Raw genomic sequence first — 14476 nt, forward strand, 5'->3', positions numbered from 1 at the left:
GATTTTGGGGCTTTAAAAACCCCGTTCCTCAAAATTTTTTATTCTTTTCGTTTCGGACGTTTGTTGTTTTGCGGTTGTTTCTATACGGCGATTACGTCCGAGTTAAGAGGGTTGCCGCCAACCCTCTTTACAATCTCCCGCGACGACCACGCAAGTGGTCACGATGTGACTGCCTTCCGCCTTCGTTCGCTTTTAACGCACCGGCTGTGATTTGTTCCTGACAAAGCACAGCCTTGGCAAACATCCCTGTTTGCCATGCTAACCTCTCTCAGTTGTCAGCACATTGCGAATGTCGCGCCACAAAATCGCTTTTTAACGCCTACTTCGTCAACGCCATTGCCTTGGCAGGGCAATGATTGTTTAACGTCCTAACGTTATTTTTCTTATCCTCGGCTTCAATACCTAAGAACTAAGAAATAATAGCTAAGGATAGACACAGAGTCCATATTGGTATGGTTTGTTGAAATCGTTGCTACTGCTGTTATTGCTGTTATCCCTATAAGCGTAGTATATATTACCGTCGAACGAATCAACCGTATAGAGCGCATTATAAGAAGTATTATCACGCGTCCAATAGTACTTTCTTTCTTTGAAGTTAGCCCCCCTGTAAGAGTCCATCCTCCCCCATTCCGTGAAAAATCCTGCACCAATGTGATGCGAGGAATAATTTACCCAAGGCGAAGGCCTTGCACTTTGACATGGTGAATCACAATTCGCATTAGTTAAATCCTTGACCTTTGGAACACGGTAGTATCCAATATTATTACACCAAGAGTTCATACTAGAATAGGTATATTTATCAGGACCACGATTAACAAACCACTGCTTTAACTTAAATCCATATTTGACCACCGCATTACCACTGCTATCTCGACCAACTAACTCAAATGTCTGCGGTAAAGATAGTCTACCGATGCTATATGGATTTTCTGATTGCCATTGCGATGGTGTAGCAACAGGACCCGTTAGGGTGACTCGAACGCTGGTACTTGTTGAATCGGTCATCGTCGCCGTAATACCACCATGCGAAACCGGCGCCCAAGATAAGGCCTGATTATTACCAACAATATCTAAATCAAAATACAAATTATTAGCACCCGTAGTCGGGAAGTTTGAACCATAAGACGACGGCGTGACTGACTGTGTTAGAAACCCCCTCTTATGCCAGTCCCAAATGGAAGCAGGAACAATATATCCATTATTATTGTGTGAGAGAGGTATTGCAAAACAAATCACTGGCGATGATATATTAGGATTAGGATTAATATAATAAGTGGCATTACCTGCACTAAAACGACTTTCATTAGGTACTCCATAACGTGTTTTTAATATACCGCCATCATTAGATAAGGTTAATTTATATGGCGCTCTACAAATATCCAGCACTTCATTACGGGCAACAACTAGATTCCATTTATTGACAATAGATAATTTTAAACTACCGGTAGCGGTGACACCATCAATCCCCTGACCATCGCCATCATCATCCCCCCAATAATTATACGGTGCGCCAATAAGTGAACTTAATGCAATAGAATCAGTATTCCTTGGTACTAACATACCAATATCATTAAAACTCTGACCAATAACAGGTAAAATGATAGGATTAGTTTCACTCGAATTATTGGTTGTCGGAGTAAATGCTCTACCATCAGAAAGGGATATCCCCAGTAGCGCTGCGGTATTTGTTACCCGGGTACGACCTCCATCAAAGGTTAAATAAGGGGCTGAGCCATAAATAATATTGGTTGTTTTTGTGGTTAATGCATAATTAGCAAAAGAGGTAGAAAGTAAAACAACTAAGATTAACGCGAAAACAATCTGCCGAGATAAACAAGCTAAACCAAGAAATTTTGAAAAATTTTGCTTAAATTTCGGAAATTTTGGAAATTTTGGAAATTGCTGAAATAATAAACTGCGGTTAAATAATAAACGGTGTGAGCTTAACTTTAGAGAGATGAAATTATAGGTTGGGCAGGTTGTGTGTTGTGTGTTGTGTGTTGAAAATTATAATCCATATCAGATATCCTTGTCAATCCAATTTTATGATTTATTTAAAATTTTAAGCCTAATGGCATAAAATTTATCCATTCGTATAAATATGCTATAAAAGTATAGTGATTGCAAAAAACCATGCAACTTTTTTTGATGGTTTTATTGTTAACTTTTGTAAAGATGAATACTGCTAGCCCGAAAACAGCATCGGTTATTTGTTGTTTATTAGAAATAATAGACCCTTTATTCCCCCTCTTTAAAAATCACTATTTTTAACCTACTCAATAAGCGGTGTACTACTTGATATTACCTATACCGCCACTTATATATTTCTATACTACCTACACGGTAGTGAACCTAAAAAAGTCTTTTACTGCTGAAGAACATTCTTTCTAAGCTACCTACACGGTAGTGAACTAGAATCCAATATACTATAAATGCAGTTGGCAAAAAGGCAAAGTCCATTTTTACCAATAAAAACCCTTTTTTTGAGCCATTTTTCAACATATTGATTTTTAAATACTTTATTTTAAGTTAAAAAAAAGGGTTAGCAATAAGTAGGAATTTAAGGTTCAAAAACCCCGTTCCTCAACTTTTTTTGGTTGTTTGAGTTTCGGACGTTTTGTTGTTTTGCGGTTGTTTCTATACGGCGATTACGTCCGAGTTAAGAGGGTTGGCGCGAACCCTCTTTACAATCTCCCGCGGCGACTACGCAAGTGGTCACTGGGTGACTGCCTTCCGCCTTCGTTCGCTCTTAACGCACCGGCTGTGATTTGTTCCTGACAAAGCACCGCCTTGCCAAACATCCCTGTTTGCCATGCTAACCTCACTCAGTTGTCAGCACATTGCTAATGTCGCTAAATTAAATACACCATACTTATTTGCCAAAATAAACGTTTATTATTGGGTTTAGCAAACGATCAATTGAGCAACAGAACAAACTTCTATTTGTAATATTATTTTACTTAAGCATCTTAACAAGCCTAATAGCTTGTTAAGATGCAGATTAAAGAATTGATTACATATCTTTACGAGATTCGCATCCCCGGTTTAGCACCACTATCTGGTGATAATAGATAAACACCTTCATTGTCATCTTTACCACTAGCACAAAGCACCATACCCTCTGAAATACCAAAACGCATTTTACGAGGTGCCAAGTTAGCAATCATAATGGTTAAACGGCCGATTAATACTTCAGGTTCAGGATAGTATTGTTTGATACCTGAAAAAACATTACGGGTTTCATCGCCAATATCTAGCGTTAATTGCAATAATTTATCTGAACCTTCAACAAAACTGGCGTTTTTGATTAAGGCAACGCGCATATCTACTTTAGCAAAATCATCAAAATTTATGGTTTCAGCTATTGGTTCGGCTACCTTTTCTTTTGCTGGTGTGGTTGCTGCCGCTTGCTGTTTAGTTTCTTCAATCATGGCTGTGATTTTATCCATATCAATTCGGTTGAATAATGCTTTGAAACTGTTAATTTTATGACCGGTTAAGGCTTTATCAATTGTATGCCATTCTAATTGACTATTTAAAAATGCTTCACTACGTTCAGCTAATGAAGGTACGATAGGTTTTAAATAGGTCATTAAAATACGGAATAAATGGATCCCCATTGAACAAATATCTTGTAATTGCTGATCTTGCCCTTCTTGTTTAGCAACCACCCATGGTGCTTTTTCATCAATGTAGCGGTTAGCTTCGTCAGCTAAAGCCATAATTTCACGTACCGCTTTACCTGATTCTCGTTTTTCAAAAGCATCAGCAATAACTTGCGATTTTTCGACAAATAAGGCGTAAAGTTCTGGTGCAGCAATATTATCAGATAATTTGCCGTCGAATCTTTTACTAATAAATCCAGCCGAACGTGATGCGATGTTAACCACTTTATTTACCAAATCGCTATTAACTCGTTGAACAAAATCTTCAAGATTAAGATCAATATCATCAATATGTGGCGACAATTTAGCGGCATAATAGTAACGTAAACAATCTGGATCCAGATGTTTTAGATAGGTACTTGCTTGAATAAAAGTACCACGAGATTTTGACATTTTAGCGCCATCAACGGTTACATAACCGTGTACAAAAATATTTGATGGTTTGCGATGTTGACTACCATCTAGCATTGCTGGCCAAAACAAACTATGGAAATAAACAATATCTTTACCAATAAAATGATAAAGCTCGGTGGTTGAATCTTTATTCCAGAATTCATCAAAAATCGCTTTATTATTTTTGTTGCAATAGTTAAGGAAAGAGCCCATATAACCAATTGGCGCATCTAACCAAACATAAAAATATTTACCCGGTGCGTCTGGAATTTCAAAACCAAAATAAGGGGCATCACGGCTGATATCCCACGGTTGTAGACCTGCTTCAAACCATTCTTGCATCTTATTAGCAACTTGTTCTTGTAATGTACCTGAACGTATCCAAGTTTGTAACATTGTGGCAAACTCAGGTAAATCAAAGAAGAAATGCTCAGATTGTTTCAAAATTGGCGTCGCACCAGAAACAACCGATTTAGGATCAATTAAATCAGTAGGATTATAAGTCGCACTACATACTTCACAATTGTCACCATATTGGTCTGGTGCTTTACAACGAGGGCAAGTACCTTTTACAAAACGATCAGGTAAAAACATCTGTTTTTCAGGGTCAAACAGTTGTGAAATAACCTTAGTTTTAATATAACCATTCGCTTTTAAACGTTTATATATTTGTTCTGATATTTCACGATTTTCAGGGCTATGGGTTGAATGATAGTTATCAAAACTAATGTTAAATCCGGCAAAATCACGTTGGTGTTCGACTTTTACTTCCGCGATCATCTGCTCAGGAGTAATGCCTAATTGCTGAGCTTTCAACATAATCGGCGTTCCATGCGCATCATCGGCACAAATAAAATAGATTTCATTGCCACGCATGCGCTGGTAGCGAACCCATACATCAGCTTGAATATGTTCAAGCATATGGCCTAAGTGAATTGAACCGTTTGCGTATGGAAGCGCACAAGTCACCAATATTTTGCGTTGAGTTGTCATGTTAAATTATTACCTTTAATTTCATAATGGCAGAAATAGTACAACAATCGTGTGATTATCGCTAGATTTATGCCATAATTTGCCTAAATTTCTTTATAAAACCAATCAATTTTGAACTGGTTGTATTTTTATTGGAATGTAAAAAAGATAATTTTGTAATTTATTGTCCATTAAAGTTATTGATAATATCGATAACAAATTAAAGTAAAATAACTAAATATATACCAACGAGCTAGATACAAGGTTTATTAACATGGAAGCAAAAAAAATTCTTGAGAATTTTCGTCACCCTACTTTACAGAAAAATTTGATTGAACTTGGGGCTATTTCCCAATGTGAACGGGTTAATCAAGAACTAATGATTAGCTTGACCATGCCTTTTGCTTGGCAAACTGGTTTTGAAGATCTGAAAACAACAGTGACGCCATTATTACTTGAATTAGATGGTGTTGAAAAAGTGAATTGGAATATTAACTATAATATTGCCACATTGAAGCGAGCCAATAGTCACCATGCTATTAATAATATCAAAAATATTATTGCGATAAGTTCCGGTAAAGGAGGAGTTGGTAAATCCTCAACTGCAGTTAATTTAGCTTTAGCTTTACAAAAACAAGGGGCTAAAGTGGGTATTTTAGATGCTGATATTTATGGCCCGTCAATCCCAACCATGCTTGGCACTGAAAAAGAACAACCATTAACGCCTGACAATAAACATATGTCAGCGATTATGGCTTATGGCCTTGCTAGTAATTCAATTGGCTATTTAGTTGCTGCCGATGGTGCGATGGTCTGGCGCGGACCAATGGCAAGTAAAGCGCTTTTACAAATTTTACAAGACACACTGTGGCCTGAACTTGATTATTTGGTTATTGATATGCCACCAGGTACTGGTGATATCCAATTAACATTAGCACAAAACATTCCTGTTACAGCAGCGGTTATTGTTACCACACCACAAGATATTGCATTAATTGATGCGCAAAAAGGCATCACGATGTTTAATAAAGTGAATATTCCAACTCTTGGTATTATTGAAAATATGAGTTATCACATCTGTGAAAATTGTGGTCACCATGAAGCGATTTTTGGTGAGGATGGTGCTAAGCGTCTAGCTGAAAAATACCAAACAAAATTACTTGGTCAAATGCCGCTGCACCGTTTATTACGCCAAGATCTTGATTCTGGACAACCAACGGTAGTCAGTCATCCTGATAGTGAATTTACGCAATTATATTGTAATATTGCCGCACAAGTTGCTAGTCAACTGTATTGGCAAGGAGAAACAATTTTGCCGGATATATCATTTAAGGCGCTATAACGGAAATTAATATTGGTTGTTAAAGGATAACAACCAATATAAGAAAATGATTTAGTTACCTACAAACACCCTATAGCTATTGAAATTGATTCAGTTCAGCTTTTGCTTTAGCTAATTGTTCAATAAATGCAGAATTAGTATGTAACTGTGCAACTACTGCCGCCGCCATGACTCTTGCCGCATCAATGTCACTTTGCCAATGATAACCACAAATAACTCGGCTTTCACCAACTTCGTAACCTCGTTTTAAAATTTCATTTTGCCGTTCTGGATGTATTTCAGCTAAAACTAAGGCTATAGCAAATCCCATTGTGGTATGTCCGGAAGGATATGAGCCATTAGTCGATAATGTTTTTTCGTCTTCAGGGCGACAAGTGGCTTCATTAAAGAATGAGAATGGTCTAATGCGGTTGTAATATTGTTTAGCCGATCGAGTTGCTAGATCGCCAGCATCTTCTTTCATTGTGGTAATAAGTTTATAAATCTCAGGCGAGCTATCAATTGAAATATCATATCCAAAAGCGGCTGAAAACTGTTTAGTAACGTTATTTTTACTCGAATCAGCATCAAGATAAGCTTGTTTACCTCGCTCTGTATTTCGCATGGATTTTCCCCAATCATACATTGCTTTATCTCTTAAAAAATCAACGCTATTAAATGCTGGTGGTGGCGGTAATAAATGTAAACTATCTGGCGCTTGTTCTTGGGTAAGATAAAAATCATTCGGATTTGTGGTTACATCTTTAACCTCAATGGCATGGACACTAAAACAAAATAAAATAGATACTACTAATGAATATAAAAACTTTTTACGCATAGATATCTCCTAAGTACTATTTTAATTAATGATAACAACGCAACTTAATAGAACCAATAAAGAAACGGCAAGTTTTATATGTAATGGGATTAGCAATAATTATTATAAATACAGTACAGTTTGATAATAAAACAGTAAACACTAGTTAGCAAAATTTTTTTATGAAGAACAGCACATTACTATTGATTGCTGAAGATTTTTGATAACCGCATAATTTATGGCGATGAATGTTTAATAGTCGCTAATATTCAGCTATAATCAGCTTATTGAATCTCAATCCCTTCTATAACATTAATCATGAATAATGCTAATAAACGGTCTCGAATCTGGTCGTCGATTCTCTGCCTTGCCCTTGCTGCGTTTATATTCAATACCACAGAGTTTGTACCAGTTGGATTACTGCCGAATATTGCTGAAAGTTTTTCGATGGATGTCGCACATGCCGGGCTATTATTAACTATTTATGCTTGGGCGGTATCGTTATTATCTTTACCGTTAACGGTATTAACTTCAAAAATGGATCGGCGAAAACTACTGATATTTTTGTTTTGTCTATTTATCGGTAGTCATATCCTTGCAGGTTTTGCTTGGAGTTTTTACAGTTTAATGGTGGCAAGACTTGGTATCGCTTGCGCGCATGCGGTATTTTGGGCCATTACCACACCTTTAGCTGTTCGTTTAGCACCCAATGGCAAAAAAGCTAAAGCTATGGGCTTTATCGTGGTTGGTACTTCTATGGCAACTGTTTTAGGGATTCCAATTGGAACCATGATCGGACAACTTGTTGGCTGGCGAATAACCTTTTTATGTATTGGTTTTATCGCCTTTTGTGTCATGTTGTCGCTACTTTATTTGTTACCATCAGTACCAAGTTTGAATAAGATTTTAATCAAAGATATTCCTAAAGTACTCAAACGCCCAGTATTACTAAATATCTATTTGCTAACCGCAATTATAATAACTGGTCATTTCACAGCTTATACTTATATTACGCCATTTATGCTCAATGTTGGCGGTTTTAGTGAGCATGTTGTCGTTAGTCTGTTATTAGCTGTTGGTTTCTCAGGTATGATTGGCAGTGTCATTTTTGCCAAATATGCTGATTCACATCCTATCGCAATATTTGTGATTCCGGCATTATTATTATTGACCTGCTTGTTATCACTTTATGTTTGTTCTTTCAGCCTAATTACCGCAATATTACAAGGTATGGCTTGGGGGCTAGCCATTACTATCATTAGTATGGTGATGCAAAGTAAAGTCATTGATGCTGCCCCTGACGCTGCCGATATTGCAACCTCGGTTTATTCGGGCATTTATAATATCGGTATCGGTGGGGGAGCTTTTGTTGGTAGCCAAGTATTGGTTTATTTATCCACACATTACATTGGCTTTGTCGGTTCTGTTTTTGTGACTATTGCCCTAATGCTCTTTTACCTTCTTTCCAGAAGAACTTGGTAAATAAGCGCTCACATTGAGCGCTTATTGACTTAATGCTTCAAGCTGTTCCCAGCGTTCAAAGACGGCTTCAAGTTCCGCTTCTTTATCAGTTAAAGATTGCAGTATTGGACTGGTTACTTCATGAGGTTGATTGAAAAAGTCACTACGACCAATTTGTGCTTGTAAATCGGCAATAGCGGTTTCAAGCTCCTCGATTTTATGCGGTAACTGAGTAAGTTCGCGTTGTTCGTTATAGCTTAACTTTACCTTCTTTTTAATTACTGGCGTGGCGCTTGCGCTATTTATGGTGTCAGTTTTAGCCGATTCATTGATTTTGTTAGTAGCTACTTGCTTATTAACCGGTTTAGCTTGCTGTTGCTGCTGCAATGCATCGGTATAACCACCAGCATAAATACCAATTCGCCCCTGCTCTTCAAAAAACCAGCATTGGGTAACTACGTTATCGACAAATTGCCGATCATGGCTAACAAGTAAAACCGTTCCTTGATAATCGTTAACAAGTTCTTCTAATAGTTCCAACGTTTCAATATCAAGGTCATTAGTTGGTTCATCAAGCACCAATAAATTACTTGGTTTTAAAAAGAGTTTTGCCAATAATAAGCGATTTCGTTCACCACCCGAGAGTGCTCTGACCGGTGTTCGAGCGCGTTTTGGTGGAAAGAGGAAATCTTGCAAATAACCAAGTACATGTCTTGAGCGACCATTTACCATCACCTCTTGCTTACCTTCTGCAAGGTTATCCATAACGGTTTTTTCTGGATCAAGCTCTAATCGATACTGATCAAAATAAGCCACTTCAAGTTTGGTACCGCAATGAACACTTCCTGAGGTCGGTGCTAAACTACCTAGCATCAGTTTTAATAATGTGGTTTTACCAATACCATTGGGGCCAATTAGGGCAATTTTATCACCACGTAACACTTGTACCGTGAAGTCCTTAACCAACACTTTATCATCGATTTGATAACTGACATTATCTAGCTCAAAGACAATTTTACCTGAACGCAGTGCTTCTTCGATCTGCATTTTTGCATTGCCCATAACTTGACGACGCTGTGAATATTCTTGCCGCATCGCTTTTAATGCTCTTACTCGCCCCTCGTTACGTGTTCGACGAGCTTTAATACCTTGACGGATCCAGACTTCTTCTTGTGCTAACTTCTTATCAAATTCGGCATTTTGTAACTCTTCAACACGCAGCGCTTCTTCTTTACCTAGCAAATAACTGTCATAATCACCGCCCCAAGAAGCAACCTTACCGCGATCTAAATCAATAATCCGCGTCGCCATTTGCCGAATAAAGGATCGGTCATGCGATATAAAAACAATACTGCCATTAAAGCTTTTTAAAAACTCTTCCAGCCATTTAATGGTATCGATGTCTAAATGGTTAGTTGGTTCATCCAATAATAGTACTGATGGTTGGCAAACGAGTGCTTTGGCTAATGCCGCTTTACGCAACCAACCACCCGATAATGATGAGAGCAACGCATCGCCATCTAATGACAGTGAAGAAATGACATTACGAATACGATTATCCAATTGCCAACCATTTTGGTGATCAAGCTGTTCTTGCATTTTAGCCAATTTAGATAGATTACCCTCACTTGGATCAGTTTCAACCAAGTGTGACAATGCATAGTAATCTTTTAATAATTGCGCTTGTTCTTTTAAACCTTCCGCCACAAAGTCAAACACATTTCCTTGAATATCGCGAGGTGGATCTTGCTGTAATCGAGAGACAATTACGTTGTTTTCATAAACAATTTGTCCTTCATCAAGTGGTATTTCTTTATTCAGCACTTTTAGTAGAGTTGATTTACCGGCTCCGTTACGACCAACAAGACAAACGCGCTCGTTAGTTTCTATCGACATATCGATATGGTCAAGAAGTGGCGCATCACTAAATGATAAATAGGCATTGGTAAGATTAATTAATGACATATTTGTGGTTTTTATTTGGATATTAAATAATAAGGCGGTATTCTATCATAAAGTTGCGGTTGGCAACCAAAATCAATTATCAAAGATACAATTAACGGCTCTTAAAACGTGAGCATTCCAATTCTCTTCTAAAAAAATGAATACTGTTATACTTATTAATAATTGAATATATTAATAATATTTCGGTATGGAGGTGATTATGAGTCATACTTGGACATTTCAACGTGTTGGTGGATTAGATCAAGTCGTATTAAAAAATGCCGATGACATTATCAACTTAGCCAATTTAGATCCTAAATTATGGGTTGCACTTAGTTGCCCGACAACCGGTTTAGATTTTGATCAAAGAACATTACAATTGTTAGATTCTGATAACGATGGCCGCATTCGTATTCCCGATATTTTAGATGCAATCAGTTGGGCAAAAGATAAAATCGTCTCTTTCGATAATATAGTACAATCCTCAGAAACATTGCCACTATCGCAAATCGATGATTCAACAGAACAAGGTAAAAAATTATTAGTCACTGCACATAGTATTTTGGCGAATTTAAATAAAAGCCAAGCTGATTATTTAACGCAAGATGATGTCCAGCAATCACTTAAAATTAATGCCAGCAAACTCTACAATGGCGATTTAATTTTTCCACCTTCAGCCGAATTATCACCAGAAATGCAAAATTTTATTCAGGCAGCAATAAAAACAACTGGTGCGGAAAAAGATATGAGTGGTCAGGATGGAATTAATTTAGAGATTGCGCAAACTTTTGTTAAGAACTTAAAAAGTTGGCAAAAATGGCAAACTGATATCAGTAATACCGAAACACCTTTTGGCGAAAACCGCTCAGAAATATGGAAATTGGTTCAAGAATTAAAGCCGAAAATTGATGACTACTTTTTGCGGGTTGAATTAGCACAATACGCACCTCAGGCACAAACAGCGTTAAATGTTGACGAGAAATATATTGTCCCAACCCAAAATGGATTACTTTCTGATGAAGCTTTATCTGAGCTACCTCTATCTAGAATTGATACCAATAACGCATTAGATCTGGTTAATGGCCTTAATCCACTGTGGAAAACTAAAATCATTCGATTCAGAGATTTAGTCGCTTCACACTTAGCCGATCCCAAACAACTAACTGCACAAGAATGGCAAGATATTCAAACGGGTCTTAATGCCTATGCCACGTTAATTAGTTCTAAACCTGAGATGCAGCAATTAAACGTAGCAACTAAACCTACTGCGAGTATTGAGGATCTTACTGGCAATCAAATTGCTAATTTAGTTGATGATAATTTACTAAACGAATTTGAAAAAATGGTCGAACAGGATAACCAAACACCTATTTCAGCCTCAGATGTTTTTGTATTAGAAAAACTAGTCTTATTTCAAAAACATCTCTATCGTTTATTGATTAACTTTGCTTCGTTTGCTGAATTCTTCTCACTTGACCATTATGCGGCATTTCAATTAGGTAAACTTTATATTGACGGTCGTTGTGCTACCCTCTGTGTTGCCGTAGATAATATCGCCAAACATTCAACCATGGCAAATTACTCTGAACTTTGTTTACTTTATTGTGAATGCACAAGACACGGTCAAAAACAGACAATTGCTGCAGCAATTACCGCTGGACAAGGTGATTTATTAATCGAAGGCCGCAACGGCGTCTTTATTGATAATGAAGGCAATGATTGGGATGCAAATGTGGTTAAGATGATTACTAAACCAATTAGTATCCAACAAGCCATTTGGGCACCTTATCAACGTATTGGCCGTTTAATTACTGAACAAATAAATAAATGGGCCAGCAATAAAGATGCTAACCTTGAGAAAACCAGTACACAAGCGGTGCAAAATCCAGAAAGCAAATTTGATATTGGTAAAAGTGTTGGTATCTTTGCAGCTATTGGCTTAGCTATTGGCGCCATTGGTACCGCTTTAGCGACTATTTTTCAAGCTATCTTCTCGCTCACTTGGTGGCAATTCCCATTAGTGATTTTAGGTTTGTTCTTGATTATATCTGGACCATCAGTAATATTGGCTTGGTTAAAATTACGCAGGAGAACACTTGGGCCATTACTTGAAGCTTCTGGTTGGGCGATAAATGGACAAGTTAAAATCAATTTACTGCTTGGTGGTTTACTTACCAGTAAAGCCGAATTACCTGCCAATGCAAAACGTAATTTAACTGACCCTTTAAAAAAACGTAATAAAAAAGCCCGAATAATATTCTGGTCAGCAATTTTACTAGGCGTAGTAATCGTCGCTACGGCTTTTTGGTTTAAAAATGATATTGCCAATTATTTTAAACAGCAACAACAGATGTTAAGTCAGCAACAAAATAATACTACTGAAAAACAATAACAACTGTTGAATTATGCTTAATAATTTTTCGCCGACATAACGTCGGCGAAATTTTCTTATTAATGTTGATAAACCGGTAATCGTCGGCAAATCGCCAATACTTTTTGTTTAACCGCTTGAATAGCTTGTTCGTCATCAATGTTATCTAACACATCACAAATCCAATTAGCTAATTCACGAGACTCTTCTTCTTTGAAACCACGACGAGTCACTGCTGGGGTACCAATCCGCACACCAGATGTTACAAATGGACTTTGCGGATCATTTGGCACACTATTTTTATTCACGGTAATATTAGCGCTACCTAAAGCAGCATCAGCTTCTTTACCGGTGATATTTTTATCAACTAAATCTATCAAGAATAGGTGATTTTTTGTTTCACCAGATACCACTTTATAACCGCGTTTGATGATCACATCAACCATCGCTTGAGCATTTTTCACGACTTGTTGTTGATATTCTTTATAAGCTGGCTCCATCGCCTCTTTTAAGGCAACAGCTTTGGCAGCAATGACATGCATCAACGGACCACCTTGCGCACCAGGAAAGACAGCAGAATTTAATTTTTTATACAGTTCTTCACTACCACCTTTGGCTAAAATAAGTCCACCACGTGGTCCGCCGAGGGTTTTATGCGTTGTTGTTGTCACGACATGAGCAAATGGTACAGGGTTTGGATAAACACCGGCTGCCACTAAACCAGCCACATGCGCCATATCGACAAATAAGAAGGCTCCTACACTATCAGCTATTTCGCGCATCCGTTGCCAATCAACTACGCCAGAATAAGCAGAAAAACCACCTATAATCATTTTTGGTTTTGAATCTAAGGCTATCTGGGCTAATTGGTCATAATCAATATGTCCCGTTTCGTCGACGCCATAAGCAACAACATTATACAGCTTACCTGAAAAACTGACCGGTGAACCATGGGTTAAATGCCCTCCTTGTGACAAGTTCATGCCTAGCACCGTATCACCCGGTTTTAACAATGCCATATAAACAGCAAAGTTAGCTTGTGAGCCTGAGTGTGGTTGCACATTGGCATAATCTGCAGCAAATAACTGTTTAGCACGTTCAATCGCTAATTGCTCAACAATATCAACATATTCACAACCACCGTAATAACGCTTACCGGGATAACCTTCCGCATATTTGTTAGTTAATTGCGTACCTTGCGCCTGCATCACTCTTGGGCTGGTATAGTTTTCCGATGCGATAAGTTCTAAGTGATCTTCTTGGCGATGTTCTTCGCCTTTAATGGCATTCCACAATTCTTGATCATATTCAGCAATGGTCATTTGTTTACTAAACATATTGGCTCCTTGTAAGCAATTACATCAACGTAACGACTTCAGTATTTAATTAGCACAAAAAAACATCATGAGCTATTATCCTTACTTAATCGACCTTTAATTTCAATCTTTTTTTGAAGTTATAAATAATATTTATATAGTTAGAATAATAATTTTATCAATCATAATCGCTAGCTTAATTGCAATTGAGTATCT

The 14476-nt window shown here is 37.5% G+C and carries 9 protein-coding genes; 4 read left to right on the forward strand and 5 right to left on the reverse strand.

Annotated features, from left to right (window positions below):
- Positions 1 to 423: 423 nt before the first annotated feature.
- Positions 424 to 1560 carry a hypothetical protein gene (locus tag H3T56_RS01660; protein WP_198191853.1) on the reverse strand — a complete coding sequence of 379 codons (1137 nt, stop codon included), beginning with the start codon at positions 1558 to 1560 and terminating at the stop codon, positions 424 to 426.
- A gap of 37 nt (positions 1561 to 1597) precedes the next feature.
- Between H3T56_RS01660 and H3T56_RS11670 the strand changes: the two genes are divergently transcribed.
- Positions 1598 to 1723, forward strand: a complete 126-nt coding sequence (locus H3T56_RS11670) for a hypothetical protein (RefSeq protein WP_255542213.1) — start codon at positions 1598 to 1600, stop codon at positions 1721 to 1723.
- A gap of 1300 nt (positions 1724 to 3023) precedes the next feature.
- Here the strand turns inward: H3T56_RS11670 and metG are convergent.
- Positions 3024 to 5051 carry a methionine--tRNA ligase gene (gene metG, locus H3T56_RS01665; RefSeq protein ID WP_198191854.1) on the reverse strand — a complete coding sequence of 676 codons (2028 nt, stop codon included), beginning with the start codon at positions 5049 to 5051 and terminating at the stop codon, positions 3024 to 3026.
- A gap of 253 nt (positions 5052 to 5304) precedes the next feature.
- On the opposite strand from metG, the gene apbC reads away from it, so the two are divergent.
- Positions 5305 to 6372: an iron-sulfur cluster carrier protein ApbC gene (gene apbC, locus H3T56_RS01670; protein WP_086357466.1), complete on the forward strand. Its 1068-nt coding sequence runs from the start codon at positions 5305 to 5307 to the stop codon at positions 6370 to 6372.
- Between the two features lie 76 nt (positions 6373 to 6448).
- Here the strand turns inward: apbC and H3T56_RS01675 are convergent, their stop codons facing one another.
- On the reverse strand, positions 6449 to 7189 hold the full coding sequence (locus H3T56_RS01675) for a phosphatase PAP2 family protein (RefSeq protein WP_198191855.1): 741 nt from the start codon (positions 7187 to 7189) through the stop codon (positions 6449 to 6451).
- Positions 7190 to 7486: 297 nt separating this feature from the next.
- On the opposite strand from H3T56_RS01675, the gene H3T56_RS01680 reads away from it, so the two are divergent.
- The gene (locus tag H3T56_RS01680; RefSeq protein ID WP_198191856.1) at positions 7487 to 8650 is read left to right on the forward strand and encodes a sugar transporter; all 1164 of its coding nucleotides are present in this window, start codon (positions 7487 to 7489) and stop codon (positions 8648 to 8650) included.
- 21 nt (positions 8651 to 8671) lie between these two features.
- Here the strand turns inward: H3T56_RS01680 and H3T56_RS01685 are convergent, their stop codons facing one another.
- Complete coding sequence (locus H3T56_RS01685; RefSeq protein WP_198191857.1) at positions 8672 to 10594, reverse strand: ABC transporter ATP-binding protein; 1923 nt, start codon at positions 10592 to 10594, stop codon at positions 8672 to 8674.
- A 199-nt stretch (positions 10595 to 10793) separates the two neighbouring features.
- On the opposite strand from H3T56_RS01685, the gene H3T56_RS01690 reads away from it, so the two are divergent.
- Entirely contained in the window at positions 10794 to 12965 is a 2172-nt protein-coding gene (locus tag H3T56_RS01690; RefSeq protein ID WP_198191858.1) for a MerC domain-containing protein, read from the forward strand.
- 59 nt (positions 12966 to 13024) lie between these two features.
- Here H3T56_RS01690 and glyA read toward each other — a convergent pair whose 3' ends face one another.
- Positions 13025 to 14281, reverse strand: coding sequence for a serine hydroxymethyltransferase (gene glyA, locus H3T56_RS01695; RefSeq protein WP_198191859.1), 1257 nt, complete (start codon positions 14279 to 14281; stop codon positions 13025 to 13027).
- Positions 14282 to 14476: the final 195 nt, after the last annotated feature.

Origin of the sequence: Gilliamella sp. W8123, from assembly GCF_016101085.1 — a bacterium.
GTDB lineage: Bacteria > Pseudomonadota > Gammaproteobacteria > Enterobacterales > Orbaceae > Gilliamella > Gilliamella apis.

What these genes read in the sequence shown, in the direction of transcription:
- H3T56_RS01660 (WP_198191853.1), bottom strand. Translation starts at nt 1,560, where the DNA reads ATGTTAGTACCAAGGAATACTGATTCTATTGCATTAAGTTCACTTATT.
- H3T56_RS11670 (WP_255542213.1), top strand. Translation starts at nt 1,598, where the DNA reads ATGATAGGATTAGTTTCACTCGAATTATTGGTTGTCGGAGTAAATGCT.
- glyA (WP_198191859.1), bottom strand. Translation starts at nt 14,281, where the DNA reads ATGTTTAGTAAACAAATGACCATTGCTGAATATGATCAAGAATTGTGG.
- H3T56_RS01675 (WP_198191855.1), bottom strand. Translation starts at nt 7,189, where the DNA reads ATGCGTAAAAAGTTTTTATATTCATTAGTAGTATCTATTTTATTTTGT.
- apbC (WP_086357466.1), top strand. Translation starts at nt 5,305, where the DNA reads ATGGAAGCAAAAAAAATTCTTGAGAATTTTCGTCACCCTACTTTACAG.
- H3T56_RS01685 (WP_198191857.1), bottom strand. Translation starts at nt 10,594, where the DNA reads ATGTCATTAATTAATCTTACCAATGCCTATTTATCATTTAGTGATGCG.
- H3T56_RS01680 (WP_198191856.1), top strand. Translation starts at nt 7,487, where the DNA reads ATGAATAATGCTAATAAACGGTCTCGAATCTGGTCGTCGATTCTCTGC.
- metG (WP_198191854.1), bottom strand. Translation starts at nt 5,051, where the DNA reads ATGACAACTCAACGCAAAATATTGGTGACTTGTGCGCTTCCATACGCA.
- H3T56_RS01690 (WP_198191858.1), top strand. Translation starts at nt 10,794, where the DNA reads ATGAGTCATACTTGGACATTTCAACGTGTTGGTGGATTAGATCAAGTC.